The following is a 24,568-nucleotide window of genomic DNA, read 5'->3' on the forward strand; positions in this document are numbered from 1 at the left end:
TTCTCGCTACGCGAGCCCCGGAATGACAGGGTTGCCCTTGTGTTCACCCCTCCAGCGCGATCGCGTGGATGTGGCGGCCGTAATCCGGCTCCTTGCGATGCACCGAGCGGCGGTAGCTGAAGAAGCGCTCATCGGCGTAGGTGTCGAGGCCGAGATCGTCGATCATCAGGATGCCGGCAGCTTCGAGCCGCTTGCGGATGAAGCCAGCGAGATCGAACATCGCGTGTCCCTCGCGCACCGAGGGGATGAAGAACATGGCATTGTCCGCATCGGCCTCGATGAAGCGCGCCACGAACTCGTTGCCGACCTCGTAGCTCTCCTGCCGGATCAAGGGGCCGATCGCGGCGATGATGCCGCTGCGCGTGGCACCGAGTTTTTCCATCGCCGAGATCGTTGCTTCCAGCACGCCGGTGAGCGCGCCCTTCCAGCCGGCATGCGCGCCGCCGATGACGCGCGCGTTTGGATCGACGAACAGCACCGGCCCGCAATCGGCGGTGGAGACGCCGAGCGCGATGCCGGGCGTGTTCGTCACCAGCGCGTCGCCCTTCGGGCGCGGCCCGCTCGGCCACGGAAGTTCGGCAACGCGCACGTCGGGCGAATGGATCTGGTGCAGGCTGAGGAAGCGCTCCGGCGCGACGCCGACATGCTCGGCCATGCGGCGGCGGTTCTCCGCGACGAGGGCCTGATCGTCGTTGGAGCCGAGCCCGCCGTTCAACGCGGAATAGATGCCGCTGGAGACGCCGCCCTCGCGGGTGAAGAAGGCGTGGCGCAGGCCGGGCACCGCCGACAGCAGCGACGAAGTGAGAGTCATCAATTGCCTCCGGCCTGCTCGAGATCGCTGAGGCCGGCAATGCCCGACAGCCGAGGCTCGGAGATGCCTAGCACCTTGAACATCGAGCCCATGCCGCTGCGTCCGGTATCAGTGAGGCGCTTCAGCGCCACGGAAATGTCGGTGGCGACTTCCGGCGTCGCCTTCTGCATCAGGGCGGCGGCGCGGGTGTCGATGCCGACGCGCTTGAGGAAGTCGCCCTGCGTCACCGGACCGTGGACGCGCGCGCCGACGTCTTCCGCCGCACGCGCTAGCGCCTGGAAGTCGACATGGGCGGTGACGTCGGCCTGTCCCGGCGCCTTCAAGGGATCGGTGAAGGTGTGGCGCGCGATCGCCTGGAAGGTGTCGCCGGCATCGCTGCGCAGATGGCCGTAGTCGATGATCAGTGCCGCCCCGTCCTGGTCGCGCACGCGCGTCGCAAGCTTCATGATCTCGGCATCCGGCCGCCATTCGAACACCGCGCCGACGGGGGCGGCGCGCACCAGCGGCGGCAGCAGCACGTCGAAGCGCGGCGTCGGCTCGGCCGCCGCGCCGAATTGAAGCTTGCCGTTGGGATCGAGCTCGATCACGCGCTCGTGCCAGCCGTTCTCGTAGCGAACCATCTGGTGGATCGGCAGCACGTCGAAATATTCGTTGGCGAGGATGATGCTCGGCCCCTCCGGCACGTCGTCGATGCTGTCGTGCCATTCGATGTTGCGCACGCCTTGCAGCGTTGCACTTTGCCGATCGCGCAGCACGGGATTGACCTCGACCATGTGGACATGGAGAGCCTGGTAGAGCGGCGGCAGCACGCGCAGCGCACGGAGCGCATCCGCCATCATGGTGCCGCGGCCGGGGCCGAGCTCGATCAGCCGCAGGAATTGCGGGGAGCCCATCTGCTTCCATACCGAGGCGGTCCACAGGCCCAAGAGCTCGCCGAACATCTGGCTGACCTCCGGGGAGGTGGTGAAGTCGCCTTCACGTCCGAGCGGGTCACGCGAGACGTAGTAGCCGTAGCGCGGATGCATCAGGCACAGTTCCATGTACCGCCAGACCGGCATCGGGCCCGAGGATTTGATCAGCGCCTTGATCTCGTTGAGGAGCGGCTGGTCGGTCACGGCGTGCTTTCTCGAAATGAATTAACGAACGACCTTGATCGGCCCCGGCGCACCGCGCCTGATTGCCCATACAATAAGTATGCCCCCGACAATAAGCATCGGGATCGACAACAGCATGCCCATGGTTAACCCGCCCCAGAGGAACCCGAGCTGGACGTCCGGCTCGCGGAAGTGCTCGCCGGCGATCCGGGTCAGGCCATAGATCAGGATGAAGGCGCCGAGGATCATGCCGGGTCGCTTCAGGGCACCGCAGCGGATCATGATCGCGAGCACGGTGAAGAGCAGGATGCCCTCCATGCCGGCTTCGTAGAGCTGGCTTGGATGGCGTGGCAGCTGGGTGGGATCGTTCGGGAAGATCATCGCCCAGGGCAGGCTGGGATCGGTGGCGCGGCCCCACAATTCGCCATTGATGAAATTGGCGATGCGCCCGAGCAGGAGTCCGATCGGGGCGACGGCGGTGGTGATGTCGCCGAGCGACAGGATCGAGACGTGGTTGCGATAGGCGAACCACATCACCGCGATGACGCAGCCGAGAAAGCCGCCATGGAACGACATGCCGCCCTCCCACAACCGGATGATCGCGGCGGGGTGCTCCATGAAGAAGGGCAGATTGTAGAACAGCACATAGCCGGTGCGGCCGCCGAGGATGATGCCGAGCGTGACCCACAGGATGAAGTCGTCGATCTGCGCCAGCGAGATCGGCGCCGGCCCGCCCCACAGGCGCTCGTTCTTCAGCAGCGAGCGCGCATAGAGCCAGCCGAACACGATGCCGCAGATATAGGCCAGCGCATACCAGCGGATCGCGAACGGGCCGATCTCGATCGCGATCGGCTTGAAGGCGGGGAAGTCGATCAGCAGAAAGGGCATCAGGCCTTCTATGTCTAGACAAGATTGCGGCGATAGAGCGCCAGCAGGCGCTCCCAATGCCGCTCGGCGGCGTCGCGGTCGTAGACCGGGCGCTTGGGAAAGGCAAAACCGTGATGCGTGCCGGGATAGATCTCGACCTCGGCCTTCGTGCCGTTCTTGGCGCCGCTCATGCCCTGCCTGACCTTTTCGATGACCTCCATGGGCGCATAGATGTCGGTCTCGGCGCAGGCGAAATAGAGTTCGGCCCTGGTCTTGCTTGCTGCAAGATGCGGGCTGTCGTCCTGGTCGGTTGCGAGATGGGTGCCGTAGATCGAGGCGGCGGCCTTGACCCGATCGGGGAAGTGCGTGGCGGCGTTGACCGCGTAGCGGCCGCTCATGCAATAGCCGACGGTGCCGACGATTTTCGTGTTCGCTGCGGCCTGGCCCTCGGCGTAGGTGAGCAGGGCGCGGGTGTCGTCCATGATCATGGGAATGGTGAGCGAGCCCATCAGGGCGAACATGCGCTTGCGCTCGGGCGCGTTCGGATCGGCCGGCAGCGCGCCGAGCTCCATCACGCCGGAGCGGTAATAGAGGTTCGGCAGCATCACGTAATAGCCGGAGGTCGCGAGCCGGCGTGCCATGTCACGCAGCTCCTCGCGGATCGCCGGCGCGTCCATGTAGAACAGGATGACCGGAAACGGCCCGCCACGTTCGGGATGGGTGATGAAGGTTGCGGTGTGGCCGTCCTTGGTCGGGATCGCGATCTGCTGGTCGATCATCTGTTCGATCCTTTCTTGCACCTTCTGATTCTTCTTATGCCGGGACGTTGAATACGATTGCAAGGAAACCGGGGCATGACAAGGATACCGCCGCTTCGCCCTTGAACCATCAGGTGCGGATTGCCATTGTCTTTCCGAGCGTTCGCGCAAAGTTTATCGGAAGACCGCCAGGAGACCGACATGACCCAGACCAGCAACCGGTTTTTCGACGAGATCGGCCGCCTGATGAACGACGCCGCCGGTGCGGCCCAGGGCGTCAAGCGCGAGTTCGACACGGTGATGCGCACGCAGGCCGAAAAATTCCTGCGCGACATGGACCTCGTCAAGCGCGAGGAGTTCGAGGCGGTCAAGGACATGGCGCGCCTCGCCCGCGAGGAGAACGAGGCCCTGAAGGCGCGGATCGCGGCGCTGGAGGCCAAGCTGGGGGGATAGGTATTGTCGTTCCGGGGCGCGACGAAGTCGCGAACCCTGGTGCGCGATTGCGCACCAGGGAACCTCGAGATTCCGGGTTCGGTCGCTGCCGCGACCGCCCCGGAATGACAGCTGATCCGGTCCCTTCCGGTCGCCCATTCTCCTTGTCATTTCCGCATCTTCCGGGTAAAAGCCCGCCACGTCCGCGGCCCCCGCACCCCTGGAGGCTTGCTGCGGACTATGCCATGGGCCGCGCTGCGGCCCATTAACTTTTGCAAAAACAAGGACTTAACGACATGGCGACGACCGTCAAGGAATTGAAGGCGACCGCACGTCCGAAGAGCGGCAAGGGGGCCGCCCGGGCTGAGCGTCGCGCCGGGCGAGTGCCCGGAGTGATCTATGGTGACAACCAGCCCCCGCTGACGATCTCGATTGCAGATCGTGAACTGCGCCAGCGCATCCTCGCCGGCCGGTTCCTGACCACGCTGGTCGACATCGACCTCGACGGCAAGAAGCACCGCGTGATTCCGCGCGACTATCATCTTGATCCGGTCAAGGACTTCCCGATCCATGTCGACTTCATGCGTCTCGGCGAAGGCGCCACCATCCGCATCAGCGTGCCCCTGCACGTGGTGAAGGCGGAAGGCTCCCCGGGCGTGAAGCGCGGCGGCACCGTCAACATCGTCGCCCATGCGATCGAGCTCGAATGCGGCGTCGAGAGCATTCCGCAGTACATCGAGGCCGACGTCGGCTCGCTCGAAATCGGTCACTCGCTGCATCTGTCGGACGTCAAGCTGCCGGCCGGCGTCAAGGCGCTGACCCGCGAGGACGCGACCCTCGTCACCATCGTGCCGCCGTCCGGCTACGCCGAAGAGCAGAAGGCCGCGGCTGCGGCTGCTGCTGGTGGCGCGGCTCCGGCTGCGGGCGCTGCTGCTCCGGCGGCTGGCGCGGCTGCTCCGGCGGCTGGTGCTGCTGCTCCGGCGGCTGCCAAGGCTCCCGCCGGCGGCGACAAGAAGAAGTAATCTCTCAAAGCTGGCGCGCGGTCTCTGGCCGCGCGCCGAGCGAGGGGCGCGCCGCGTCATGCGACTCTTTGTTGGGCTCGGCAATCCCGGCGCGAAATACGCACGTAACCGGCACAATATCGGCTTCATGGCCGTCGACGAGATCGCGCGGCGTCATGGTTTTTCACCATGGCGCCGTCGTTTTCAGGGCGAGACCTCGGAAGGTGCGCTCGGCACTGAGCGCGTGATCCTGCTCAAGCCCACGACCTACATGAACGATTCCGGCCGCAGCGTTCAGGAGGCCGCGAGCTTCTTCAAGATCGCGCCGGGCGACGTCACCGTGTTTCACGACGAGCTGGAGCTGCCACCGGGCAAGGTGCGGGTGAAGATCGGCGGCGGCATCGCCGGCCACAACGGCCTGCGCTCGATCTCCGCCCATATCGGCAACGACTATCGCCGGGTGCGGCTCGGAATCGGTCATCCCGGCGTCAAGGAAATGGTGCACGGCCACGTGCTGTCGGACTTCGCCAAGGCCGACAACGACTGGGTGACGACGCTCTGCGACGCGGTCGCCGAGCACGCCGCACTGATCGCCAAGGGCACGGATGCGACCTTCGCCAACAGGGTGCATCTCGCCATGCAGGCGAAGGGATTTTTGACCAAGGACGAGAACGGCAAGGAATGACACTTGTCATCGCCGGACTTGATCCGGCGATCCATCCCTTCGAAGACGATGGATGCGCGGGTCAAGCCCGCGCATGACGAACTCGGAAGACATTGACGCGCGGAGCGCGGAGGCCAGGACTTATGGGATTCAAATGCGGGATCGTCGGATTGCCCAATGTCGGCAAGTCGACCTTGTTCAACGCGCTGACCGAGGCGGCCGCGGCGCAGGCCGCGAACTATCCATTCTGCACCATCGAGCCGAATGTCGGCGAGGTCGCCGTGCCCGATCCGCGGCTCGACAAGCTCGCGGCGATCGCCAAGTCGGCGCAGATCATCCCGACGCGACTGACCTTCGTCGACATCGCCGGCCTCGTGCGCGGCGCCTCCAAGGGCGAAGGCCTCGGCAACCAGTTTTTGGCCAACATCCGCGAGGTCGACGCGATCGCGCATGTCGTGCGCTGTTTTGAAGACTCCGACATCACCCATGTCGAGGGCAAGATCGCCCCGCTCGCCGACATCGAGACGATCGAGACCGAGCTGATGCTCGCCGACCTCGACGGCCTCGAGAAGCGTGTCGACAACCTCACCAAGAAGGCCAAGGGCAACGACAAGGACGCCAAGGAGCAGCTCGACCTCGTCAACCGCACGCTGGTGCTGCTGCGCGACGGCAAGCCCGCGCGCCTCGTCGAGCGCAAGGCGGAGGAGGAGCGGGCGTTCTCCATGCTCGGCCTGCTCTCGTCGAAGCCTGTGCTCTACGTCTGCAACGTCGAGGAAGGCTCGGCCGCGACCGGCAACGCCTTCTCCAAGGCGGTCGAGGAGCAGGCGGCCAAGGAAGGCGCCGTAGCCGTCGTCATCTCCGCCAAGATCGAATCCGAGATCGCCACCATCTCGCGCGAAGAGCGCGCCGACTTCCTGGAGACGCTGGGTCTTGAAGAGGCGGGCCTCGATCGCCTGATCCGCGCCGGCTACTCGCTGCTCCAGCTCATCACCTATTTCACGGTGGGCCCGAAGGAAGCGCGTGCCTGGACCATCCATCGCGGCACCAAGGCGCCGGGCGCGGCCGGTGTGATCCACACCGATTTCGAGAAGGGTTTCATCCGCGCCGAGACCATCGCGTATGAGGACTACGTCACGCTCGGCGGCGAAGCCGGCGCCCGCGATGCCGGCAAGCTGCGCCTCGAAGGCAAGGAATATGTCGTCGCTGATGGCGACGTGATGCATTTCCGGTTCAATACGTAAGCCCTGTCATTCCGGGGCGCGCGAAGCGCGAGCCCGGAATCCATCGCGCCTCAGAATGATTGGATGAATGGATTCCGGGCTCGCCTCTTCGAGGCGCCCCGGAATGACGGGGGCTACCGCATCCCGCCGCCCTGATCCCGGATCGCGCCGAGATGCTCGTTGATGCGGAATACGATCAGGATCAGCTCGGCGGCGATGCGCGAGAACACGACGCCGACGACGACGCTGGCGATCGACGACAGCAGCACCAGGAAGCCGCCGAACGGGCTGATCGCCATCGTCGCCAGACCCGAGAAGACGCCGGAGAGGCCGAACAGGCAGATCAGCGCGATCACCAGCCAGTAGAAGGTCTTGATGATGGTCGGCGTGATGAAGCGGTCCCATTGAAACAGGTCGCTGAATGAAAACATTGCTCTCCCCAGGGCAAATCGGGACTTTCGGATCGGGACGTCACTCGGGCCTCGGCCTTGACCCGACTCAAATCAAGACAGCCGCCTCCTATGTAGCACGAGCCATGCGGGCCGGCGGGTTGAGATTGCCGCAAACTGCGGCCACAATCTGTCATTTCCGCAACGCACTCCCAAGATGACCCTGACCTTCGAAGACTTCCCGCCCGGCCGGTACGGCACATTCGGCCCGCGCCATGTCACCCGCGACGAGATCCTGGCCTTCGCCGCCGAGTTCGATCCGCAGCCGATGCATCTCGACGAGGAGGCTGCCAGCAAGAGCATGCTGCGCGGCCTGTCCGGCTCCGGCTGGCACCTGTGCTCGCTGATGATGCGGATGATGGCCGACGGCTTCATCACCCGCGCCGCCTCGCTCGGCTCGCCCGGCGTCGACGAAGTGCGCTGGCTCTCGCCGCTCAGGCCCGGTGATGATCTCATGCTCGACGTCGATGTCGTGGAGGCGCGCGCCTCGAAGAGCCGCCCCACACTCGGCATCGTCAAGTTCAAATGCACCGTGCGCAACGCGGCTGGGCAGGCGCTCGCCGAGATGACCTCGCCGATCCTGATCAAGCGGCGCGAGGGAGCGGTCTGATGCGGTTCTTCGAAGACATCGCGATCGGCCAGCGCCGCGAGATCGGCGCCTATACGTTCACGGCGGAGTCCATCAAGACGTTCGCCGCAAAGTTCGATCCGCAGCGCTTCCATCTCGACGAGGAAGAGGGCAAGAACTCGCTGTTCGGCGGGTTAGCTGCTTCCGGCTGGCATGTCGGCTCTGCCTGCATGAGCCTGCTTGTCGCGGATGGCCAGCGTCTGGCGCGGGAAGCCGCAGCGCGCGGCGAGGAGGTCGCGGTGTGGGGCCCGTCGCCGGGCTTTCGCGATTTGCGCTGGATCAAGCCGGTGCTCGCCGGCGATACAGTCTCTTACGTCAACGTCGTCATCGACAAGCGCACCTCCGCCTCGCGCCCCGGCTGGGGCATTTTGACGGCCCAGACCACCGGCACCAACCAGCGCGGCGAGGAAGTCTATTCCATCACCGCCAGCGCCTTCGTGCCGATGCGGAAGAGCGCGTGATTTAGAATAGGTCGACGCGAAGGCTTTCTTTCACCTCTCCCCGCTTGCGGGGAGAGGTCGGATCGCTCTTGCGATCCGGGTGAGGGGGTACAGGTCTTTCGATGGATCTCACGTGCGGAGAGAGGCCCCTCACCCCAGCCCTCTCCCCGTAAGAACGGGGAGAGGGAGAAGCGAAACCGAGCGAGTGTTGCCCGCGCGCTATGGACGCGATTCCGGGCGGCTGCCATAAGCCTGCTCAACATGGTTACCCGCGAAGCAGTCGGCGGAACCATCGAGTTGCTAACCAATTATGAACCTGTCGCTGTCTAATTGAAACGAATTGGGCAGAGAACAGGGGACGAGGACCATGGCAGACCGCGGCGCACTCAAGCTGGTCGGATTCATTTTTGCTACCGCCACGCTGGCCGTGATGCTGGTTGCCGGCATGGTGGTGAAGGGCTACGCCGACGGCGCCTACACCCTGGAAGCCTCGACCGTGGAAGCGGCCCGGTAAGATCTTAAATCTTCGCGGCCGGATCCGGCCTTCAGCTTAGCGGCTATAGACGAACGCCAAGATGGCGATCGCAACCACGAGCAGCCCGACAAAGCGCAGCATGATCGTGCCGAACTGGTTCGGCGCGGGCCGCAGCGGGATGGGGTCCGTGTTGTCGGGCCGAATGCTTTCCATCTGACATGTCCCCGGCCCGGCCGTGACGGCACGGGCGCTTGGCATTGGTCGCGGGGGCGGGGGAGAGGGTTCAAAACCTCCGCTGTGATGCCCCGTCCTGCCACGTCTTCCACTGTCATGCCCCGCGAAGGCGGGGCATCCAGTACGCCGCGGCCTCTCGGCTCAATCACTGCGGTCTCTGGAATACTGGATCGCCCGCCCCAGTGCGCAATCGCGCACAAGGCGGGCGATGACACCGAGAATGTAGCCCACAAAATCAAAACCGCCGCGCTCCCTTCCGGGAACGCGGCGGCCACTGATGCTTGAAGCTGGCGCTTAGCTGTTGCGCAGGCCGTCGGCGGCGCGCTTCCACTGCGCGACGTTGTCGGAGATCATGCGGGTCGACTTCATCGCGGCCTGGCTGAGCTGGGCGTAGCCGGAGATCTCGCGCTGGACGCGCTGGCCTTCGGCGTGGAGCAGGTCGCGCAGGCTCTCAAGCTCGGAGATCAGGTTCTCGATCTCGGCGAGCGAAGTGCCGGCGACGCGCTGGATCAGCGAGTTGACATTGGTGACGGTGGCCTCCGCGCTCGGATCGAGCGGCGGCGCGTCGGTGGTCGGCGTCGCCGGCCGGCGCAGATAGGCGATGTCATTGCGGACGAAGTCGCGGATGCCGGCCTCGACCTCGGTCACGGCGGCGAGGTCGGTGTCGACCGTCTCGGTCTCGGTGGATTCGATCTTTTCCGGACGAGTAGCGTTCATCGTTGTTCCCCTGATCGCGTTGAGCGCAGCGCGAGTGTCCCCCGCACGACGGCGTTCTATGGGCCGACTAGGGCGCCCGATTTTGGCCGCAACTGGGCCAAGATGCGGCAAGGGCGGACCATTCGGGGGCTTTGCCGTGGCGTATGGTTAGGGAAATGTGAACGGCTGCTGTGAAGATGATCCTATCCCCTCATGGTGAGGAGCGCGAAGCGCGCAGCGGACGATGCTGCGCATCGCCGCGAGAACCATGCGGGCCCCGCCGCTGCGGGGCCTCGATCCTTCGAGACGCGCTCCTTCGGAGCGCCCTCAGGACAAGGGGAAAGAGTGGGGGCTAGGCCTACCAGCTCTTCTTGAAGCCCGCCGTCACGCTCTTGTTGATCGCGCCCTGCGAGGTCTCGCCGACCGAGCCGGAGACGGTGACGTTGTCGAACAGCTTTTGCTCGGCGCCGACCTTGCGCAGCCATTTGTCGTCGGTGGTCGACAGCGACTGGCCGGCGCTGATGCTGGTGCCGGTGTCGGTGATGGTGACCTTGGCGCTCTGGTCGGTCTCGTAATTGCGCGTGATGTGGCCGCCGATGCCGGGCACGGCGGTGGTGCCCTGCTGGTTGACGCTGTAGCCGTTCTGCAGCGTCAGCGACGTGTCGCCCGACAGCGGCATCGACTTGGTCAGCGATGCCCCGAGCTTGCTCTGTTCGGAGCCGGGATCGACACGCGCTTCGACCGCGGTCTTGTCCCAGATCGCGCCCGCGCCCGGCGCGGTCGCGGTCGCCCAGGCGCTGCCGGAGGATTGCGGCAGGCTGCCGCCATTGGCGGCCTTCTGCGCCAGCAGCTCGGACATCGTCCGCGGCTCGCTCGCCACCGTCATGTCGGCGCCGATCCTGGTGTCCCAGAACTCGAACACCGACTGCTTCACGGTCACCGCGGAGGAGCCGTTGGCGTTGGCGTTCGACGACCAGTTCAGCCCGTTATTGGCCGTGGCCTGGGCGCGTTTCTTGGCGGCGATGATGTCGTTGAGCGTGCCGGCGTCGATGGCGAGCTGGCTCCAGTCGAGCTTGTCGACGTCGATGCCCTTCATGATGTCGGGATCATTGACGCTGGGGGCCTCCGCCGTCTCGGCTTCCTCGTCGTCGGGCGCTGCGGCCGGGCCGGGGGAGAAGGGCGGAATGATCTGCGCCGAGACCGTCAGCACCGAGCCGACAATGAACGCGGCCGCCAGCACCGGCAGCCTGGTCCAGCCAAAACCTGTCGAGAATTCCATCGTCCTGCCCGCGAGCCCCGGCGCATGCCGTCCGCCAATAATATAAGGCGGCCTTCGGTGATGACCATGCGCCATTCGGTCCGCAGGCATAGATGCTGATCTATCGTTGCGAAATTGTGGCAACTCGCGCGGACGCGAACCAACGGGCCGCGCGAAGAGGCGCGCGCCCGATGACGAGCTCGTGACACGACGGCATCCGGCGGGGCTGGAAGCCAGGACGTCGCGTCAAGCGTCGTCATCGATCCCGAAAAGCGGGGCCCGTTGGCGTCCCCCTCAGCCGGCGCTGGTCATCTTCGGCAGATGAATGGCGCGGCCGAGTGCCTGCTCGACCAGGTCGAAGGTGTCGATCAGCACGCGCATGCTGATCAGCTTGCCTGCCTTGAACTGGGCGAATTGGGCGACCCGCAAGGAAATCGGCTTGTTGGAATCGAGCGCCGTCAGCGAATAGCGCAGCATCGAGGCGGCGGAATCCACGCCCAGCATGATGCTCTCGCGGTCGAAGCGACGGACCTGGAAATTGTCGGCGAGCTGGCGGATGACCTCGAGCACGGCGTCCCGGCCCTGGCGTGCGCCGAGGAATGGAAACATGTCGATGGGACCATAGAGCGCCCACTCGACGTCCTCGTCGATCAGGGACTCGATGTCCTCGAAATGCCGGTCGTTGATCGCGCGATGCAACGCACGCGAAAAACGCCAGAGGCTGTGCTCTGTCATTTGGGGCAGTCCTGAAGCTGGCTTGCAGAAAAAACGGAAAACGGCCCCATGCACCGCAATGTGCCCCGGGGCGTTCAACTCATTTGTATGCGAACAAGGTAAGGGATTTCGGCCAAAACGCAATTCACGTTTTCGCAATGCACAATTGATGGCGTTTTGTGAGATTTACAATAGAAGCCTGTAGTTTTCCGGTTTCTGCTTCACCTCTCCCCGCAAGCGGGGAGAGGTCGGATCGCTCTTGCGATCCGGGTGAGGGGGTACAGGTCTCATTGCGACCTGATGCGTGGAGAGAGCCCCTCACCCCCACCCTCTCCCCGTAAGAACGGGGCGAGGGAGCGCAGCGGTGATCGCCTCGACACTCAATCCACCCGCCGCCCCATGATCAGCGGCCTGATCTCGCGCTCCAGCACCTGCTGCACCAGATCGTAGGAATCGATGATCTCGCGGATCTGCGAGACCTGCCCGCCGCGGAAGGTGTAGAATACCGCCATGTCGAACTGCACGATGCGGCCGTTGCTGCGCTTCTTGAAATAGCTGTGCATGTAGGTCGCGACCTCGTCGCCGTCGGCGAGGATGTGCGGCGCCTTGTAGCGGATCTCCGAATAGCGCGACCAGATCGTCTGCCAGAGCTCGCGCAGCTCGGCCTTGCCGTGCCGCGGCACCATGTGCGGCAGCACGTCGATCGGCGCATGGGTGAGGAAGTCGACGTCCTCGGTGCAGCACGACAGCGCGGTCTCGAGATCGCCGCGCGCGAAGGCGTCGAGCAGATGCAGCACACGCTGCCTGTTCAGCTTTTCAACCGTCATGCGGCGCCGCCTTTCCTCGGCCGTGGATTGCAAACGCTATCGCGCCGCTCGCGCGCGCTTCAATCCGCAAAAACACAGGGCACAAGGTATGACGCGCGAGCGCAATACCCGGTTCATGGGGTGCAATTGTGGATTGCGTTTGCATCCGCATGCGCGAATTCGGCCGCACCCGGTGACACCCTGCGCACACCGGCGGGCGCGCCGCGCCAGGGAACCCGGGCCCGCTTGCACTCGTTGAGAACTAGACATCGCATCCGGAGACAACGATCCATGAAATCCCCGCTTCTCGCCATCGCCGCCGCACTTTTGATGCTTGGCGTGAGCTCCGCCGCCAACGCCAAGGGCTGCATCAAGGGCGCCGTCGTCGGCGGCGTCGCCGGCCACTATGCCGGCCATCACGGCATGCTCGGCGCCGCCGCCGGCTGCCTCTACGGCCGGCATCATGCCAAAGAACAGCAAATGCAGCAGGAAAGGCAGCGACAACAGCAGGGGCAGCTGAACGGGCAGGGCAAGCTGTAGGCGGAAAACCGCGTTCCCCGCCTTCTACTCGGCATGCCCTGATGGTAAGTTCCGCTCACAAACGCTGGGGTTGAGCGGAAGCGGGCGATGGATATCGTGAAATATCGGTGGGGTGTCGTCCTCGCCACCTTGCTCCTCGGCTTCATCGTCGCGTTCGTCGTCAGCGTCTTCCGCTCGCGAGGCGTCAAATACAATTGGCTCGGCGTCCTGCTGTCGTTCTCGACAATGGGCCTCGCCATCTACCTGGTGTTCTTCCGCCAGCTCTAAAGCCGTTCGCCTCACCCTCCGCCGTGGGAAGGGTTGCCGCCATTGGCGTGACCCATCTCACATCACGCCCTCGCCGGTGCGGATAGCGTCATGTGCATGTCACCAGGGAGACATGCCATGGCCGCCACCATCGCCGCCGCGAGAAAGTCCCGCCTCCACAACGCGCTCGAAGGCCTCGCGCTGACCGCCACGCTGCAGAGCTTCCCGACCTTCGCCGCCGCGGCCTTCCTGCTCAAGCTGATCGGCAACCACGACCTCGTCGGCGACCCCGGCGTCGCCATCTTCGTCGCTATCGCCTCGTTCGCCCACGCGATGTTAGCTGTGACCCTCGGCCCGAGCTTCCCCGGCTTCTTCAAGACTGTCTACGAACCGAAATTCTTCGAGGCCCATCTGTCGCTGTCCGACAAGATCACCGCCTGGCGCACCCAGCCGGTCGCGTCACTTCAGCTCGTGACGATCGTACTGCTGCTGTCGGTGATGGCGGTGGTGACGGCGAGTGTGGGGTAAGGGGACATCTCTCCGCCGTCATTCCGGGCGCCGCAAAGCGGCGAGCCCGGAATCCATAGCCACGACTGGCGCCGCTGCGTCCCTACCGCTTCTTCCAGCCCCCGCGTCGTCCCGGCGCTCCACCCGTCGACTTCGGCGCGGGCCCGAACTCCGGCCCGGACTGCCTTGAGTCCGTCGGCTGGATGATCCGGCTCGTGCTGCCGAACGGCTTTGACGGTAGCGTCTGATTGGCGCGATAGGGCAGCGATTCCGGCCCGTGCATCTCGTCGAGATGCGGCTTGTGCACCCGCGATCCGCTGCCTCCGCCGCTGGCTTTCAGCGCAGAGCTCACGGTCTTTTTCTTCATGGCACTCACCGGCAGGTTCGCGGCGTCGCCATACTTCTTCGCTCCCGCATAGGCGCCGGCCTTGCCCGCGACGGCGCGCTGCTTCGCGGTCGGGTCGTCGACCACCGCAAGCTCTGTCGCGCGCAGGCGCTTGACTTCGTCGCGCAGGCGCGCGGCTTCCTCGAAGTTCAAATCGGCAGCGGCCTCGCGCATCCGCGTTTCCAGATCGGCGAGCACGGCTTCAAAGTTGTGGCCGATCGAGATGACGTCGTCGGTCATGTCGTGGCCGCCGACCTCGACAAGCACGTGGTCGCGCTCGTAGACGGAGTTGAGGATGTCGCCGATCTGCTTCTTCACGCTCTCCGGCGTGATGCCGTTGGCGTTGTTGTACTCGACCTGTTTTTCGCGACGCCGATTGGTTTCCGCAATGGCGCGCTCCATCGAGCCGGTCATGCTGTCGGCATAGAGGATCACCTTGCCGTCGACGTTGCGCGCGGCGCGGCCGATGGTCTGGATCAGCGAGGTCTCGCTGCGCAAAAAGCCTTCCTTGTCGGCGTCGAGGATCGCGACCAGCGCGCATTCGGGAATGTCGAGACCCTCGCGCAGCAGGTTGATGCCGACCAGCGCGTCGAACGCACCGAGACGGAGGTCGCGGATGATCTCGATGCGCTCGATGGTGTCGATGTCGCTGTGCATGTAGCGGACGCGAATGCCCTGCTCGTGCAGATATTCGGTGAGGTCCTCCGCCATGCGCTTGGTGAGCACCGTGATCAGCGAGCGATAGCCGGCCTGCGCGGTGGCGCGGACCTCGCCGACGAGATCGTCGACCTGGGTGCGGGCGGGGCGGATGTCGACAGGGGGATCGATCAAGCCGGTCGGGCGGATGACCTGCTCGACAAAGACGCCGCCGCTCTCGTTGAGCTCCCAGCCGCTCGGCGTCGCCGACACCGCAACCGTCTGCGGCCGCATCATGTCCCACTCCTCGAAGCGCAAGGGGCGGTTGTCCATGCAGGATGGCAGTCGGAAGCCGTATTCGGCCAGCGTCGCCTTGCGGCGGAAGTCGCCGCGGAACATGGCGCCGATCTGCGGGATGGTGACGTGGCTCTCGTCGGCGAAGATCAGCGCGTTGTCGGGGACGTATTCGAACAGCGTCGGCGGCGGCTCGCCGGGGCGGCGCCCGGTGAGATAGCGCGAATAGTTCTCGATGCCGGCGCAGCTTCCGGTCGCCTCCATCATCTCGAGGTCGAACGTGGTGCGCTGCTCCAGTCGCTGCGCTTCGAGCAGACGGCCTTGATCATGCAGCTGGTCGAGCCGCTGCTTCAATTCGAACTTGATCGACTTGATCGCCTGCACCAGCGTCGGGCGCGGCGTCACGTAGTGGGAATTGGCGTACATCTTGATGAATTCGAGCTCATCCTGCTTGTGGCCGGTGAGCGGATCGAATTCCTCGATCTGTTCGATGGTGTCGCCGAACAAATTCACCCGCCAGGCGCGGTCCTCATAGTGCGCCGGGAAGATGTCGATGACGTCGCCGCGCACGCGAAACGTGCCGCGGGTAAAGTCGGCCTGGGTGCGCTTGTACTGGAGTGCGACGAGGTCGGCGATCAGCTGGCGCTGGTCGATGCGCTCGCCCTTCTTCAGCGCGAAGGTCATCGCGGTGTAGGTCTCGACCGAGCCGATACCGTAGATGCAGGACACCGACGCCACGATAATGACGTCGTCGCGTTCGAGCAGCGCGCGCGTCGCCGAGTGGCGCATGCGGTCGATCTGCTCGTTGATGGACGAGTCCTTTTCTATGTACGTGTCCGTGCGAGGGACATACGCTTCAGGCTGGTAGTAGTCGTAATAACTGACAAAATACTCGACCGCGTTATCAGGAAAAAAGTTCTTGAACTCGCCATAGAGCTGGGCGGCGAGCGTCTTGTTCGGCGCCAGGATCAGCGCGGGGCGCTGCGTCGCCTCGATCACCTTGGCCATGGTGTAGGTCTTGCCGGAGCCGGTGACGCCGAGCAGCACCTGCGAGCGGTCGTTGCGCTCGATGCCCTCGACCAGCTCCTTGATCGCGGTCGGCTGGTCGCCGCGCGGCTCGTAGGATGACTTGATCTCGAAGCGCACGCCGCCTTCGGACTTTTCCGGGCGCGGCGGGCGATGCGGCGTCCACACCTTCATGGAGCCGTCGTCCTTGCGGAACTCCGGCCGTCCTTCGCGGATCAGCGATTCCAGCGCGTCGGCGGTCGCCTTGACGCCGAGCGCCTCCATCTTGGAACGTGGCGGGCGCGCCAGCGCTTCCGCGTCGTCTTCTTCGGTGGGCAGGCCAAGCTGCCGCGCCAGTTCCGGATCGAGCGTCGGGATCGTGGCGGCAGTGCCGTAATTGGCTTGTGGCGCCTCGTCGAAACCTTCGGTCGAGGCGCGCGCCCCCGGCGGCTGCGGATTGGGCCGCAGCGGCATCGGCCGCGTCGTGTCCTGCGGAAACTCCTTCGGCGTCGAGGCGCGCGCGCGATGCGCGGCGGCCTCGCCCCCGGCGCGGCGGTCGCGCGAATTGTCCGGCGGCGGCTGCAGCCCGGTGCCCGATCCCAGCCCGGCATCGCCGCGATTGATCGCGGGATTGAGCAGCTCGGCCAGCGCCGGCCCGATCGGCTGCACATCGGGTCGATGCGCTTTGGAGTTCGGGGCCTTGGTTTTGGGGGATTTTGGGGGAGCAGGTTTCTTCGCCATGAGGCGAATATGGGACGAGTCCGGCTCTCAGGAAAGGGCGAATGCCCGGCTCCGTTCAGGCTGCTGACAGCAGGTTGGCAGCAGGCCGCGATGTCACGCGGCCGGCCGCGGGCCCTTGTCGTCGCCGGCCTGATGCGGCTTCAGGATGTCGAGATGGATGCCGCCGCAATCGGTGCAGCGCATGGCCCAGTACTCGCATCCGGCGCGGCCGGCGATCACACGGAGCACCGTGAGATCGCCGTCGCATTCCGGGCATTTCGACAGCACGCTGCGGGCGTAGATCCGAGGCCGCGGTGTGTCTTCGAATTCCATCACTGACATGACCGGTTCCCTGTCTTACCTCGCTGCAGCTGTTCCCTCGGAAATCCGCTTATTCGTCGTCGCTGTCGGCGCGCCGGCGGAAGCGATCGATGTGGTGCTTGGCGTCGGCGATCGCGGCGTCGCGGTCGGGCCAGGCGAAGCCGACTTCCATGGCCGGAAACAGCACGCCGTCGATGGCAAGCGGGCTGAAATCGGCGCGCCGGATACGGGCGTGCCAGAGGCCTTTGCCGGCCTCGAAGGATTCAATGTCAAAGCCGTCGTAGATGGTCGTCATAGGTAGTCCCCAAATGCTCGTGTCGGAGGGTTAGAGGACCACGTTTGAGGATTTCGGTATGTGAAGCCGTTCACATGCAGTCCAGCTTTTTCACCCGAACGGGTGAGGGCTAGAGCGTTTGAGCGAGTGGAACGGAACTAGCCGCGTGCGGCCGCCCGGCCCAGCCGCCGCGGGCGGGCGGCGGGTTCCGACGCGGCGCGCATGATCCAGCGGCGGAACGCGGCGAAGTCGCGCTGCTCGGTCTGAAAACTGCGATAGAGGAGATACCAGCGCATGCCCTTGGGCACCGAGAGATCGAATGGCGCGACCAGCCGGCCAGCGGCGATGTCGTCGTCGATATAGGGCCGGATGCCCATGGCGATGCCGAGCCCGTCGGCGGCGGCCTGCAGCGCCTGGCCATAGAACTGGAACTCGGGGCCGCGCGGATTGATGCGCGTGAGGTTCGCGGCCTTCAGCCAGATCGGCCAGTCCTCCGGCGAATGTTCGACACGGATCAGGGTCGGGCCCTTGAGATCGGCCGGGCGTTTCAACGAGGTGGCGAGGCGCGGCACGCAGACCGGCGTGAGGTCGCCGGCGAACAGCGGCTCCGCGACCAGCCCCGGCCAGTCGCCGGTGCCGAGCTTGATGCCGCAGCTCCAGTCCTCGCCGAACGGCACCGAGGCGCCGCCGGTGGTGAAGCGCACTTCGATGTCCGGCTCCTCGCTGCGAAACTCCGACAGGCGTGGGATCAGCCAGCGCATCGCGAAAGTGTGGCCGACGCCGATGGTGAGTACGCGCATGCCGGAGGGCGCCGTCACCTGCGCGGTGAGGCTGGCCAGCGCATCGAAGATCGGCGTCAGCCCGCTCTGATAGGCGCGGCCGGCCTGCGTCAGCACCAGCCTGTTGGCCTTGCGCTCGAACAGCGCGACGCCGAGCCGCTCTTCGAGCAGATGCACCATGCGGCTAACCGCGGCCGCCGACACGCTGAGTTCGAGCCCGGCCGCAGCAAAGCTGCCGGTCCGCGCCGCCGCCTCGAATGCCTTGATGCCGTTGAGAAACAGCAGCCGCCGCAAATGACTGACCCTCAGGAAAGCTGATGCCAGGCCAAGATAACTCAGTTTGCGGAGGGGGAGCAAGCGAGGCACAAGAATGGGAGTAATTCAGGCTGATTTGTTGAAGGCGGGCGCGGTCCCTTCGCCTCTCCCCGCGCGCGGGGAGAGGCCGGAATTTGCGCAAGCAAATTCCGGGTGAGGGGGACTCTCCGCGAGTCTCACTGCTTCCGTCCCTGCAGAGACTCCCCCTCACCCCACCCTCTCCCCGCAAGCGGGGCGAGGGAGTGAAACAGCGTGCGTCCCTTACTCGCCACACCGGAGATACTCGTGACGCCCTTCATGATCGCTGCCCTTGGATTGCTGATGGTCGCCACCGCGTTCCTGTCGGGGCTGTTCGGCATGGCGGGCGGGCTGATCCTGATCGGCGTGCTGCTCGCCCTGATGCCGCTGCCGACTGCGATGGTGCTGCATGCGATCACGCAGGTGGCCTCGAACGGCTGGCGCGCGTTCCTGTGGCGGGCGCATATCCGCTGGCGGCCGGTCGCGAACTACATGGTCGGCGCTGCCATTGCGCTCGCGGCCTGGTCGATCACGCGCTACGTGCCGGACAAGCCGGTCGCGCTGCTGATGCTGGGCGCGACGCCATTCATGGCGCGGCTGCTGCCGGCGAACATCAAGCCGGACCCCGATAGGCTCTGGCAGGGCACGGTCTATGGCACGATCTGCATGGGGCTGATGCTGATGACCGGCGTGTCCGGCCCGCTGCTCGACACCTTCTTCCTCGGCGGCGATTTCGGCCGGCGCGAGAAGGTCGCGACGAAAGCGATGTGCCAGCTCGTCAGCCATTTCACAAAACTGATCTATTTCGGCGGCGTGATCGATCAGGCCGCGAGCCTCGATCCCGTGCTCGCGGGCGTTGCGATCGCAGCCTCCATGCTCGGCACCACGCTGGCGCGGCGCATCCTCGAAGCCATGACAGATCAGCAATTCGTGGCCTGGTCGAACAAGCTGATCACCACCATCGCCTGCTACTATATCGCCTATGGCGGCTGGCTCCAGCTTCGCGCGCCGGTGCTGGCCGCCTTCGCCAAAGGTGGTTTGCAATGAGCGGTAACGCCGATCCGCTGGTGCTGGACTTCGTCGAATGGGTCGCGCGCGAGCCGCGCGCCTATGCTGAGGTGATTGCGACCTGGAAGACCTCGTGCCCGCGCCTCACCATCTGGGAGGACGCCGCTGAGCGCGGCTACGTTGCCCGCGAGACGCTGCCCGGCATTGGGCTCGTCATCGCCGTGACCGAAGGCGGCGAGAAATTGCTGCGCACGAATGGACGGTGAGCACGTCGCTTCCGACTTGTTCTCGCCGGAGTGCTAGCGCGAAGGCGCCGCCAGCCGTGGCCGGATGATCTCGACCATGCGCTCGGCCGAGGTGCCCGGCGGAAAGAAGCCGAGATATTTTCCGTCGCGATCCATGAGATAGATGAAGGACGTGTGGTCGACCGTGTATTCGCCGGCGTCCTTGCCGATCGGGATCTTGGCAAAATAAACCTTGTAGGCCTCTGCCGCCGCCCCGATGGCGTCGAGGCTGCCGGTCAGCCCGAGCAGCCGCGGATGAAACATCGGCACGTATTCGGCGAGATGCTCGGCCGTGTCGCGTTCGGGATCGAGCGTGATGAAGACCGGCTGCACGGCGTCGGCGTCCGGGCCGAGCTGCTCGAGCGCCTGTCCGATCGCCATCAGGTCGGTCGGGCAGACATCGGGGCAGTAGGTGAAGCCGAAATAGACCAGCATCAGCCGCCCGCGAAAGTCGCGGTCGCTGCGCGGCTTGCCGGTCTGGTCGATCAGCTCGAACGGGCCGCCGACCGGCTCCCGATTCCACATCAGGATGTCCATGGTCTCCGCAGCCGAGCGCGCCTGCGCCACGCCCGCGCAGGCGAGCGCCAGCATCGCGCAAAGCCAGGCGCCTCGCATCACAGCCCGAAGGTGAGGCGGCTGCCCGTCGTCGTCACCACCACCTTGCCCTCCATCTGGGCATTGGCTTCCTGTGCGAAGTTGAGGCCACTGCAATGCATGGGCACCACGACGTCAGGATTGAGCCCCTTGATCTCGCTCACGACCTGCGTGAGGTAGTCCTTGGGCGCCGGGCCGAGATGGAAGCCGCCGACGATGGCGTGCACCTTCTGAATGCCCGACACCTCCTGCGCCTGCTTCACCGAGTTGACGATGCCGACATGGCCGCAGGAGGAGATCACGACGAGGCCGAGATCCCGCACGTTGAAGCAGGTGGCGTGCTCGTGGATGTGCTCGTCCGGCACGATCTTGCCCTCCATCTCCGCGGGCAAATAGTGGCCGACATTGCAGCCCAGCCCGTCCTTGATGCCGAACTCGACCAGGGTGTTCGGCAGCACGCGCTCGCTGCTGCGGCGGGTGATCTTGCCGGTGGTGAAGGCATGGTCCGCGATCACGGTCGGCGTTTCGCACAGCACGGTCGTCACCTTCTGCGCCGCGAGCTGGCGGCGGTCGAGCGTGCCGAAATCGGCGAACTGCCCCTGCGTCGGCGTCGGGTTGACGCGGTGACAGAAATTATCCTCGCCGCCCGCATAGAGCTTGAGGTCGGCGGGCAGCTTGTCGCGGAACTTGTCGAGGAAGCCGTTCAGGCCGCCGAAATGATCGTAATGGCCGTGGCTGACGATCAGCGCGTTGAGCTTGGCCGGATCGACGCCGATCAGCGCCATGTTGTTGAGCAGCACCTCGGGCGTGTAGCCGTAGTCCAGCATCAGCGTGCGCTGGTTGCCGCCGCCTTCGGATTCCAGCCAGAGCGACAGGCCCCATTCATTGTGCAGCGATTTGCGGAAATCGCCACCGCGCGCGGCCGGTGCGATCGAGACGCCGTTGATCTGCTTGGGGCGGAAGAACAGGTCGAAGCTCGAATCCACGAGAACGCGGACCGAAAGCTTGTCGACGGTCGGAACAGCCATCGGCGCAGCGTTCGCGATCTCGACACAGGTGAAGGCATTTGCGGCCGCTGCTCCCGCGAGTGCCGCCGAGCCGAGCAGGAAATCGCGCCGTGGAATGGTTCTGGTCATTGCAATGCCTCCCGCTGTTTGAAATGCCCGAGCTTAAGTCCAATCCGGGACCGGCTCAACACGCAGCAGCCGGTCCGGCGCGAGGGCCAGCGAGGCCGTCGGGTCACACCCCGGCACCGGCGACGGGACGGCTTTCTTGCGCTCCCTGCCGTGAAGGCTACTGTGCTCGGCAGTTGCAGCAATGGAATTGATCATGTCACTCAAACTGTTCGAACTCGTCGGCACCGACGCGGCGCGCCCCTTCAGCCCGTATTGCTGGCGCACGCGGATGGCGCTAGCGCATAAGGGCCTTGCGGCGGAATCGCTGCCCTGGCGCTTCACCGAGAAGAGCGCGATCGCGCCGCACGGCTCGGAAAAGGTTCCGGTGCTCTTGCATCACGACAAGCCGGTAATCGATTCCTGGGCGATCGCGAATTATCTCGAGGACAATTTTCCGGATCGCCCATCGCTGTTCGGCGGTGAGGGCGGCCGCGCCATGGCGCGCATGCTCAATGCCTGGGGCGACATCGCCATCGTCGGCGGCATCTTTCCGCTGATCGTCGCCGACATCCCGCACAATCTCGCCGACGTCGACGCCGCCTATTTCCGCCAGTCGCGCGAGGCGCGTTTTGGCGGCAAGAGCCTGGAACAGGTGATGGCGAACCGCGATACCGGCGTGGTCGCGTTCCGCAAGTCGCTGGAGGTGATGCGGCAGACCCTGAAGAAGCAGCCCTTTATCGGCGGCAGCGCGCCGAACTATGCCGACTACATCGTGTTCGGCGGCTTCCAATGGGCGCGGGTGACGAGCCCGTTCAAGCTGCTCGAAGCGGATGATCCGGTCTACGCCTGGCGCGAGAAGCTGCTCGATGCGTTCGACGGCATGGCGCGCAAGTCGCCGGGGCACGCGGTGTAGGGCACACTCTCTCCACTGTCGTCCCTGCGAACGCAGGGACCCATACCGCGTGATCTATCGAGCGTGCTTGGTATGAGTACCGAGCGACGGTCTTTCGCCAAACTTCTCCCTGTGGTTATGGGTCCCTGCGTCACGTGCGCAATTGCGCACTGGGCAGGGACGACAGCTAGGGTGTGGTGGCCTTCTCGCACTTAACGAGCAGCGCTCGCCGCGCCCGCCGCCTTCCGCAAACACTCCCGGCACAGACAATCCTCGCCCTCGACCGGCATCGGCAGCTTTGCGGTCTCCTCCGCGCACCAGCAATTGCCCGAGAGGTCGCAGCCGAACTCGGTGCCGCAGCGGGAGCAGGTGAGGCGGCGCGGTTCCGGCGCCGGGGATTCTTTCGGGATTGTCATGATTTACGCAAAAGCTTCGGCGTCATTTTCATGTCGGGTTCATCTGCCGCTGCGGTATATTAGGCGCCGCGCACGTTTCAGGAAAGCGGTTGGCAAGGCGCGAAGGACAAATCGATGGCCCGCGATTCGCAAGCCGCCCTCGTCGCGCTCAACCGCTTCGGTTTCGGCGCCCGCGGCGGCGCATCCGGCGATCTCATCAATGCGGCCTCCGATCCCAGAGGCTTCGTGAAGGCGGAACTGGCGCGCCCCAACGGCGTGCTGCTGGAAGCGCCGGGCCTGCAATCGACGCCGCAGCTCGGGCAGGCGGTGTTTGCCTATCAGGACCAGGTCAAGCAGGCGCGTGAGGCGGCGAAGGCCGCCGCGCCCGCTGAAGCGCCACAGCCGGCGCCGGCCGACCAGAAGCCGGGCCTCCGCAGAAACCTCTCGCTGAATGCGGTCGCAACCGAGATTGCCGGCCAGATGACGGAGGCGAAGCCGGCCGACACTGCGGCGAAGCCCGAGATGATGCAGCCGGGCGCTGCCGCGCCGCCGGCCGCAAAGCCTGCACCGCAGCCGCTCAACGTCATCCAAAAGACCTTTCGCGCCGAGGCGCTGGCGCGGTTGCAGCGCGCGACGCTGGTCGAGTGCGGTTTCACCGAGCGGCTCGTCGTGTTCTGGTCCAATCATTTCTGCATCTCCGCCAGCAAGGGCGAGCTGGCGCGGATCTGGGCCGGCGCGTTCGAGCGCGAGGCGATCAGGCCGCACGTGCTTGGGCGCTTCGCCGACATGCTGAAAGCGGTCGAGCAGCATCCGGCGATGCTGTTCTTCCTCGACAACCAGCAATCGCTCGGCCCGGATTCGCGCGCGGGGCAAAACCGCAAGCGCGGGCTGAATGAAAATCTCGCGCGCGAGATCATGGAGCTGCATACGCTCGGCGTCGGCGGCGGCTACACGCAGGAGGACGTCACCTCGCTCGCGCGCATCATCACGGGGTGGACCTTTGCCGGACGGCAGGGGCAGCTCGGCACACCCGGCTCCTTCGTGTTCAACACCAACGCGCATCAGCCCGGGCCGCAGGTGCTGCTCGGCAAGACCTACGAGCCGGCGGGCCTCGCGCAAGGCGAGGCGGCGCTCGCCGACATCGCGCGCCATCCCTCGACCGCGAATTTCATCGCGACAAAGTTCGTCCGCCACTTCGTCGCGGACGATCCGCCGCCGGCGCTGGTGGCGCGGCTGCGCGACGTCTTCGTCAGGACCGATGGCGACCTCAAGGCGCTTGCGACCGCGCTGGTCGATTCCGACGAAGCCTGGAAAGCGCCGCTGACCAAGATGCGCAGCCCTTACGATTTCCTCATCGCAAGCGGCCGGCTGCTCGCGCGCGTGCCGGAGGATCCCGGCACCTACCTCAACAATCTCAATCTGCTCGGCCAGCCGCTGTGGTCGCCGGCCGGCCCCAACGGTTTTCCTGACACCAGCGCCGCATGGGCTGCGCCGGAAGGCATCAAGCTCCGGCTCGACATCGCCGCGCAAATGGGCGCGCGGCTCGGCAACAACATCGATCCGCTCGACCTGCTCGAATTCGCTGCTGCGGATGCCGCGTCCGTCGAGACGCGCAAGACCATCGAGCGCGCGGAGTCGCGCCAGCAGGCGCTGGCGCTCTTGCTGATGTCGCCGGAAATGCAGAGGAGATGAT

The 24,568-nt window shown here is 65.3% G+C and carries 31 protein-coding genes; 14 read left to right on the forward strand and 17 right to left on the reverse strand.

Annotated elements, in window-relative coordinates:
- Positions 1-43: 43 nt before the first annotated feature.
- From pgeF to BRAGE_RS0144695, 4 genes are read right to left on the reverse strand one after another with little or no spacing between them, the layout of a single operon-like run.
- Positions 44-811, reverse strand: coding sequence for a peptidoglycan editing factor PgeF (gene pgeF, locus BRAGE_RS0144680; RefSeq protein ID WP_027563019.1), 768 nt, complete (start codon positions 809-811; stop codon positions 44-46).
- Positions 811-1,926 (reverse strand): class I SAM-dependent methyltransferase, encoded by a 1,116-nt coding sequence (locus BRAGE_RS0144685; protein WP_027563018.1) that lies wholly within the window; start codon positions 1,924-1,926, stop codon positions 811-813. The genes pgeF and BRAGE_RS0144685 overlap by 1 nt, the downstream gene beginning before the upstream one ends.
- 21 nt (positions 1,927-1,947) lie before the next feature.
- Positions 1,948-2,793 carry a prolipoprotein diacylglyceryl transferase gene (gene lgt / locus BRAGE_RS0144690; protein WP_027563017.1) on the reverse strand — a complete coding sequence of 282 codons (846 nt, stop codon included), beginning with the start codon at positions 2,791-2,793 and terminating at the stop codon, positions 1,948-1,950.
- Positions 2,794-2,807: 14 nt separating this feature from the next.
- Positions 2,808-3,551, reverse strand: coding sequence for a dienelactone hydrolase family protein (locus tag BRAGE_RS0144695; protein ID WP_027563016.1), 744 nt, complete (start codon positions 3,549-3,551; stop codon positions 2,808-2,810).
- Positions 3,552-3,731: 180 nt separating this feature from the next.
- On the opposite strand from BRAGE_RS0144695, the gene BRAGE_RS0144700 reads away from it, so the two are divergent.
- The 4 genes from BRAGE_RS0144700 to ychF all read left to right on the forward strand — a co-directional run bounded on the left by BRAGE_RS0144700 (position 3,732) and on the right by ychF (position 6,868).
- Positions 3,732-3,983: an accessory factor UbiK family protein gene (locus tag BRAGE_RS0144700; protein WP_018648337.1), complete on the forward strand. Its 252-nt coding sequence runs from the start codon at positions 3,732-3,734 to the stop codon at positions 3,981-3,983.
- Between the two features lie 275 nt (positions 3,984-4,258).
- On the forward strand, positions 4,259-4,984 hold the full coding sequence (locus tag BRAGE_RS0144705; RefSeq protein ID WP_027563015.1) for a 50S ribosomal protein L25/general stress protein Ctc: 726 nt from the start codon (positions 4,259-4,261) through the stop codon (positions 4,982-4,984).
- Between the two features lie 58 nt (positions 4,985-5,042).
- Positions 5,043-5,648, forward strand: coding sequence for an aminoacyl-tRNA hydrolase (pth, locus tag BRAGE_RS0144710; RefSeq protein ID WP_027563014.1), 606 nt, complete (start codon positions 5,043-5,045; stop codon positions 5,646-5,648).
- A 122-nt stretch (positions 5,649-5,770) separates the two neighbouring features.
- Entirely contained in the window at positions 5,771-6,868 is a 1,098-nt protein-coding gene (gene ychF, locus BRAGE_RS0144715) for a redox-regulated ATPase YchF (protein WP_027563013.1), read from the forward strand.
- A gap of 113 nt (positions 6,869-6,981) precedes the next feature.
- Here ychF and BRAGE_RS0144720 read toward each other — a convergent pair whose 3' ends face one another.
- Positions 6,982-7,278, reverse strand: a complete 297-nt coding sequence (locus BRAGE_RS0144720) for a DUF4282 domain-containing protein (RefSeq protein WP_027563012.1) — start codon at positions 7,276-7,278, stop codon at positions 6,982-6,984.
- Between the two features lie 175 nt (positions 7,279-7,453).
- Here BRAGE_RS0144720 and BRAGE_RS0144725 point away from each other — a divergent pair, with 175 nt between their 5' ends.
- The 3 genes from BRAGE_RS0144725 to BRAGE_RS56295 all read left to right on the forward strand — a co-directional run bounded on the left by BRAGE_RS0144725 (position 7,454) and on the right by BRAGE_RS56295 (position 8,878).
- A complete protein-coding gene (locus tag BRAGE_RS0144725) occupies positions 7,454-7,906 on the forward strand; it encodes a MaoC family dehydratase (RefSeq protein ID WP_027563011.1) in 453 nt (150 codons plus the stop codon).
- Complete coding sequence (locus BRAGE_RS0144730) at positions 7,906-8,385, forward strand: MaoC family dehydratase (protein WP_027563010.1); 480 nt, start codon at positions 7,906-7,908, stop codon at positions 8,383-8,385. The genes BRAGE_RS0144725 and BRAGE_RS0144730 overlap by 1 nt, the downstream gene beginning before the upstream one ends.
- 346 nt (positions 8,386-8,731) lie before the next feature.
- A complete protein-coding gene (locus tag BRAGE_RS56295) occupies positions 8,732-8,878 on the forward strand; it encodes a hypothetical protein (protein ID WP_007596790.1) in 147 nt (48 codons plus the stop codon).
- A gap of 36 nt (positions 8,879-8,914) precedes the next feature.
- Here BRAGE_RS56295 and BRAGE_RS56300 read toward each other — a convergent pair whose 3' ends face one another.
- The 5 genes from BRAGE_RS56300 to BRAGE_RS0144760 all read right to left on the reverse strand — a co-directional run bounded on the left by BRAGE_RS56300 (position 8,915) and on the right by BRAGE_RS0144760 (position 12,568).
- A complete protein-coding gene (locus tag BRAGE_RS56300) occupies positions 8,915-9,052 on the reverse strand; it encodes a hypothetical protein (RefSeq protein ID WP_167336550.1) in 138 nt (45 codons plus the stop codon).
- A 315-nt stretch (positions 9,053-9,367) separates the two neighbouring features.
- Positions 9,368-9,790, reverse strand: coding sequence for a hypothetical protein (locus tag BRAGE_RS0144745; RefSeq protein WP_027563009.1), 423 nt, complete (start codon positions 9,788-9,790; stop codon positions 9,368-9,370).
- A 337-nt stretch (positions 9,791-10,127) separates the two neighbouring features.
- Positions 10,128-11,048, reverse strand: coding sequence for a hypothetical protein (locus tag BRAGE_RS0144750; protein ID WP_027563008.1), 921 nt, complete (start codon positions 11,046-11,048; stop codon positions 10,128-10,130).
- Positions 11,049-11,321: 273 nt separating this feature from the next.
- Positions 11,322-11,762, reverse strand: a complete 441-nt coding sequence (locus BRAGE_RS0144755; protein ID WP_027563007.1) for a nuclear transport factor 2 family protein — start codon at positions 11,760-11,762, stop codon at positions 11,322-11,324.
- 359 nt (positions 11,763-12,121) lie between these two features.
- Complete coding sequence (locus BRAGE_RS0144760; RefSeq protein ID WP_027563006.1) at positions 12,122-12,568, reverse strand: nuclear transport factor 2 family protein; 447 nt, start codon at positions 12,566-12,568, stop codon at positions 12,122-12,124.
- A 270-nt stretch (positions 12,569-12,838) separates the two neighbouring features.
- On the opposite strand from BRAGE_RS0144760, the gene BRAGE_RS0144765 reads away from it, so the two are divergent.
- The 3 genes from BRAGE_RS0144765 to BRAGE_RS0144775 all read left to right on the forward strand — a co-directional run bounded on the left by BRAGE_RS0144765 (position 12,839) and on the right by BRAGE_RS0144775 (position 13,861).
- Positions 12,839-13,087, forward strand: coding sequence for a hypothetical protein (locus BRAGE_RS0144765; RefSeq protein WP_027563005.1), 249 nt, complete (start codon positions 12,839-12,841; stop codon positions 13,085-13,087).
- Positions 13,088-13,174: 87 nt separating this feature from the next.
- The gene (locus BRAGE_RS0144770) at positions 13,175-13,354 is read left to right on the forward strand and encodes a hypothetical protein (protein WP_027563004.1); all 180 of its coding nucleotides are present in this window, start codon (positions 13,175-13,177) and stop codon (positions 13,352-13,354) included.
- 117 nt (positions 13,355-13,471) lie between these two features.
- Positions 13,472-13,861 carry a hypothetical protein gene (locus BRAGE_RS0144775; RefSeq protein ID WP_027563003.1) on the forward strand — a complete coding sequence of 130 codons (390 nt, stop codon included), beginning with the start codon at positions 13,472-13,474 and terminating at the stop codon, positions 13,859-13,861.
- 82 nt (positions 13,862-13,943) lie between these two features.
- Here BRAGE_RS0144775 and uvrB read toward each other — a convergent pair whose 3' ends face one another.
- The 4 genes from uvrB to BRAGE_RS0144795 all read right to left on the reverse strand — a co-directional run bounded on the left by uvrB (position 13,944) and on the right by BRAGE_RS0144795 (position 18,548).
- Positions 13,944-16,901, reverse strand: a complete 2,958-nt coding sequence (uvrB, locus tag BRAGE_RS0144780) for an excinuclease ABC subunit UvrB (protein WP_027563002.1) — start codon at positions 16,899-16,901, stop codon at positions 13,944-13,946.
- A gap of 93 nt (positions 16,902-16,994) precedes the next feature.
- Positions 16,995-17,222, reverse strand: a complete 228-nt coding sequence (locus BRAGE_RS0144785) for a hypothetical protein (protein ID WP_027563001.1) — start codon at positions 17,220-17,222, stop codon at positions 16,995-16,997.
- A gap of 49 nt (positions 17,223-17,271) precedes the next feature.
- Positions 17,272-17,496 (reverse strand): hypothetical protein, encoded by a 225-nt coding sequence (locus BRAGE_RS0144790; RefSeq protein ID WP_027563000.1) that lies wholly within the window; start codon positions 17,494-17,496, stop codon positions 17,272-17,274.
- A 137-nt stretch (positions 17,497-17,633) separates the two neighbouring features.
- Positions 17,634-18,548, reverse strand: a complete 915-nt coding sequence (locus BRAGE_RS0144795) for a LysR substrate-binding domain-containing protein (RefSeq protein WP_027562999.1) — start codon at positions 18,546-18,548, stop codon at positions 17,634-17,636.
- Between the two features lie 306 nt (positions 18,549-18,854).
- Here BRAGE_RS0144795 and BRAGE_RS0144800 point away from each other — a divergent pair, with 306 nt between their 5' ends.
- Together BRAGE_RS0144800 and BRAGE_RS0144805 are read left to right on the forward strand one after the other, a co-directional pair.
- Positions 18,855-19,634, forward strand: a complete 780-nt coding sequence (locus BRAGE_RS0144800) for a sulfite exporter TauE/SafE family protein (RefSeq protein WP_027562998.1) — start codon at positions 18,855-18,857, stop codon at positions 19,632-19,634.
- Entirely contained in the window at positions 19,631-19,861 is a 231-nt protein-coding gene (locus BRAGE_RS0144805; protein WP_027562997.1) for a hypothetical protein, read from the forward strand. Before BRAGE_RS0144800 ends, BRAGE_RS0144805 begins: the two co-directional genes overlap by 4 nt.
- Before the next feature lie 33 nt (positions 19,862-19,894).
- Here the strand turns inward: BRAGE_RS0144805 and BRAGE_RS0144810 are convergent, their stop codons facing one another.
- Both BRAGE_RS0144810 and BRAGE_RS0144815 read right to left on the reverse strand, forming a co-directional pair.
- Complete coding sequence (locus BRAGE_RS0144810) at positions 19,895-20,470, reverse strand: SCO family protein (RefSeq protein WP_231164145.1); 576 nt, start codon at positions 20,468-20,470, stop codon at positions 19,895-19,897.
- A gap of 23 nt (positions 20,471-20,493) precedes the next feature.
- On the reverse strand, positions 20,494-21,609 hold the full coding sequence (locus BRAGE_RS0144815; protein WP_027562995.1) for an MBL fold metallo-hydrolase: 1,116 nt from the start codon (positions 21,607-21,609) through the stop codon (positions 20,494-20,496).
- Positions 21,610-21,802: 193 nt separating this feature from the next.
- Between BRAGE_RS0144815 and BRAGE_RS0144820 the strand changes: the two genes are divergently transcribed.
- Positions 21,803-22,501, forward strand: coding sequence for a glutathione S-transferase family protein (locus tag BRAGE_RS0144820; RefSeq protein WP_027562994.1), 699 nt, complete (start codon positions 21,803-21,805; stop codon positions 22,499-22,501).
- 191 nt (positions 22,502-22,692) lie between these two features.
- Here the strand turns inward: BRAGE_RS0144820 and BRAGE_RS57440 are convergent, their stop codons facing one another.
- Entirely contained in the window at positions 22,693-22,896 is a 204-nt protein-coding gene (locus BRAGE_RS57440) for a cysteine-rich CWC family protein (protein WP_028146510.1), read from the reverse strand.
- A 114-nt stretch (positions 22,897-23,010) separates the two neighbouring features.
- Here BRAGE_RS57440 and BRAGE_RS0144830 point away from each other — a divergent pair, with 114 nt between their 5' ends.
- Positions 23,011-24,567 (forward strand): DUF1800 domain-containing protein, encoded by a 1,557-nt coding sequence (locus tag BRAGE_RS0144830; protein WP_027562993.1) that lies wholly within the window; start codon positions 23,011-23,013, stop codon positions 24,565-24,567.
- Position 24,568 lies beyond the last annotated feature (1 nt).

Source organism: Bradyrhizobium genosp. SA-4 str. CB756 (assembly GCF_000473125.1).
GTDB classification, from domain to species: domain Bacteria; phylum Pseudomonadota; class Alphaproteobacteria; order Rhizobiales; family Xanthobacteraceae; genus Bradyrhizobium; species Bradyrhizobium arachidis.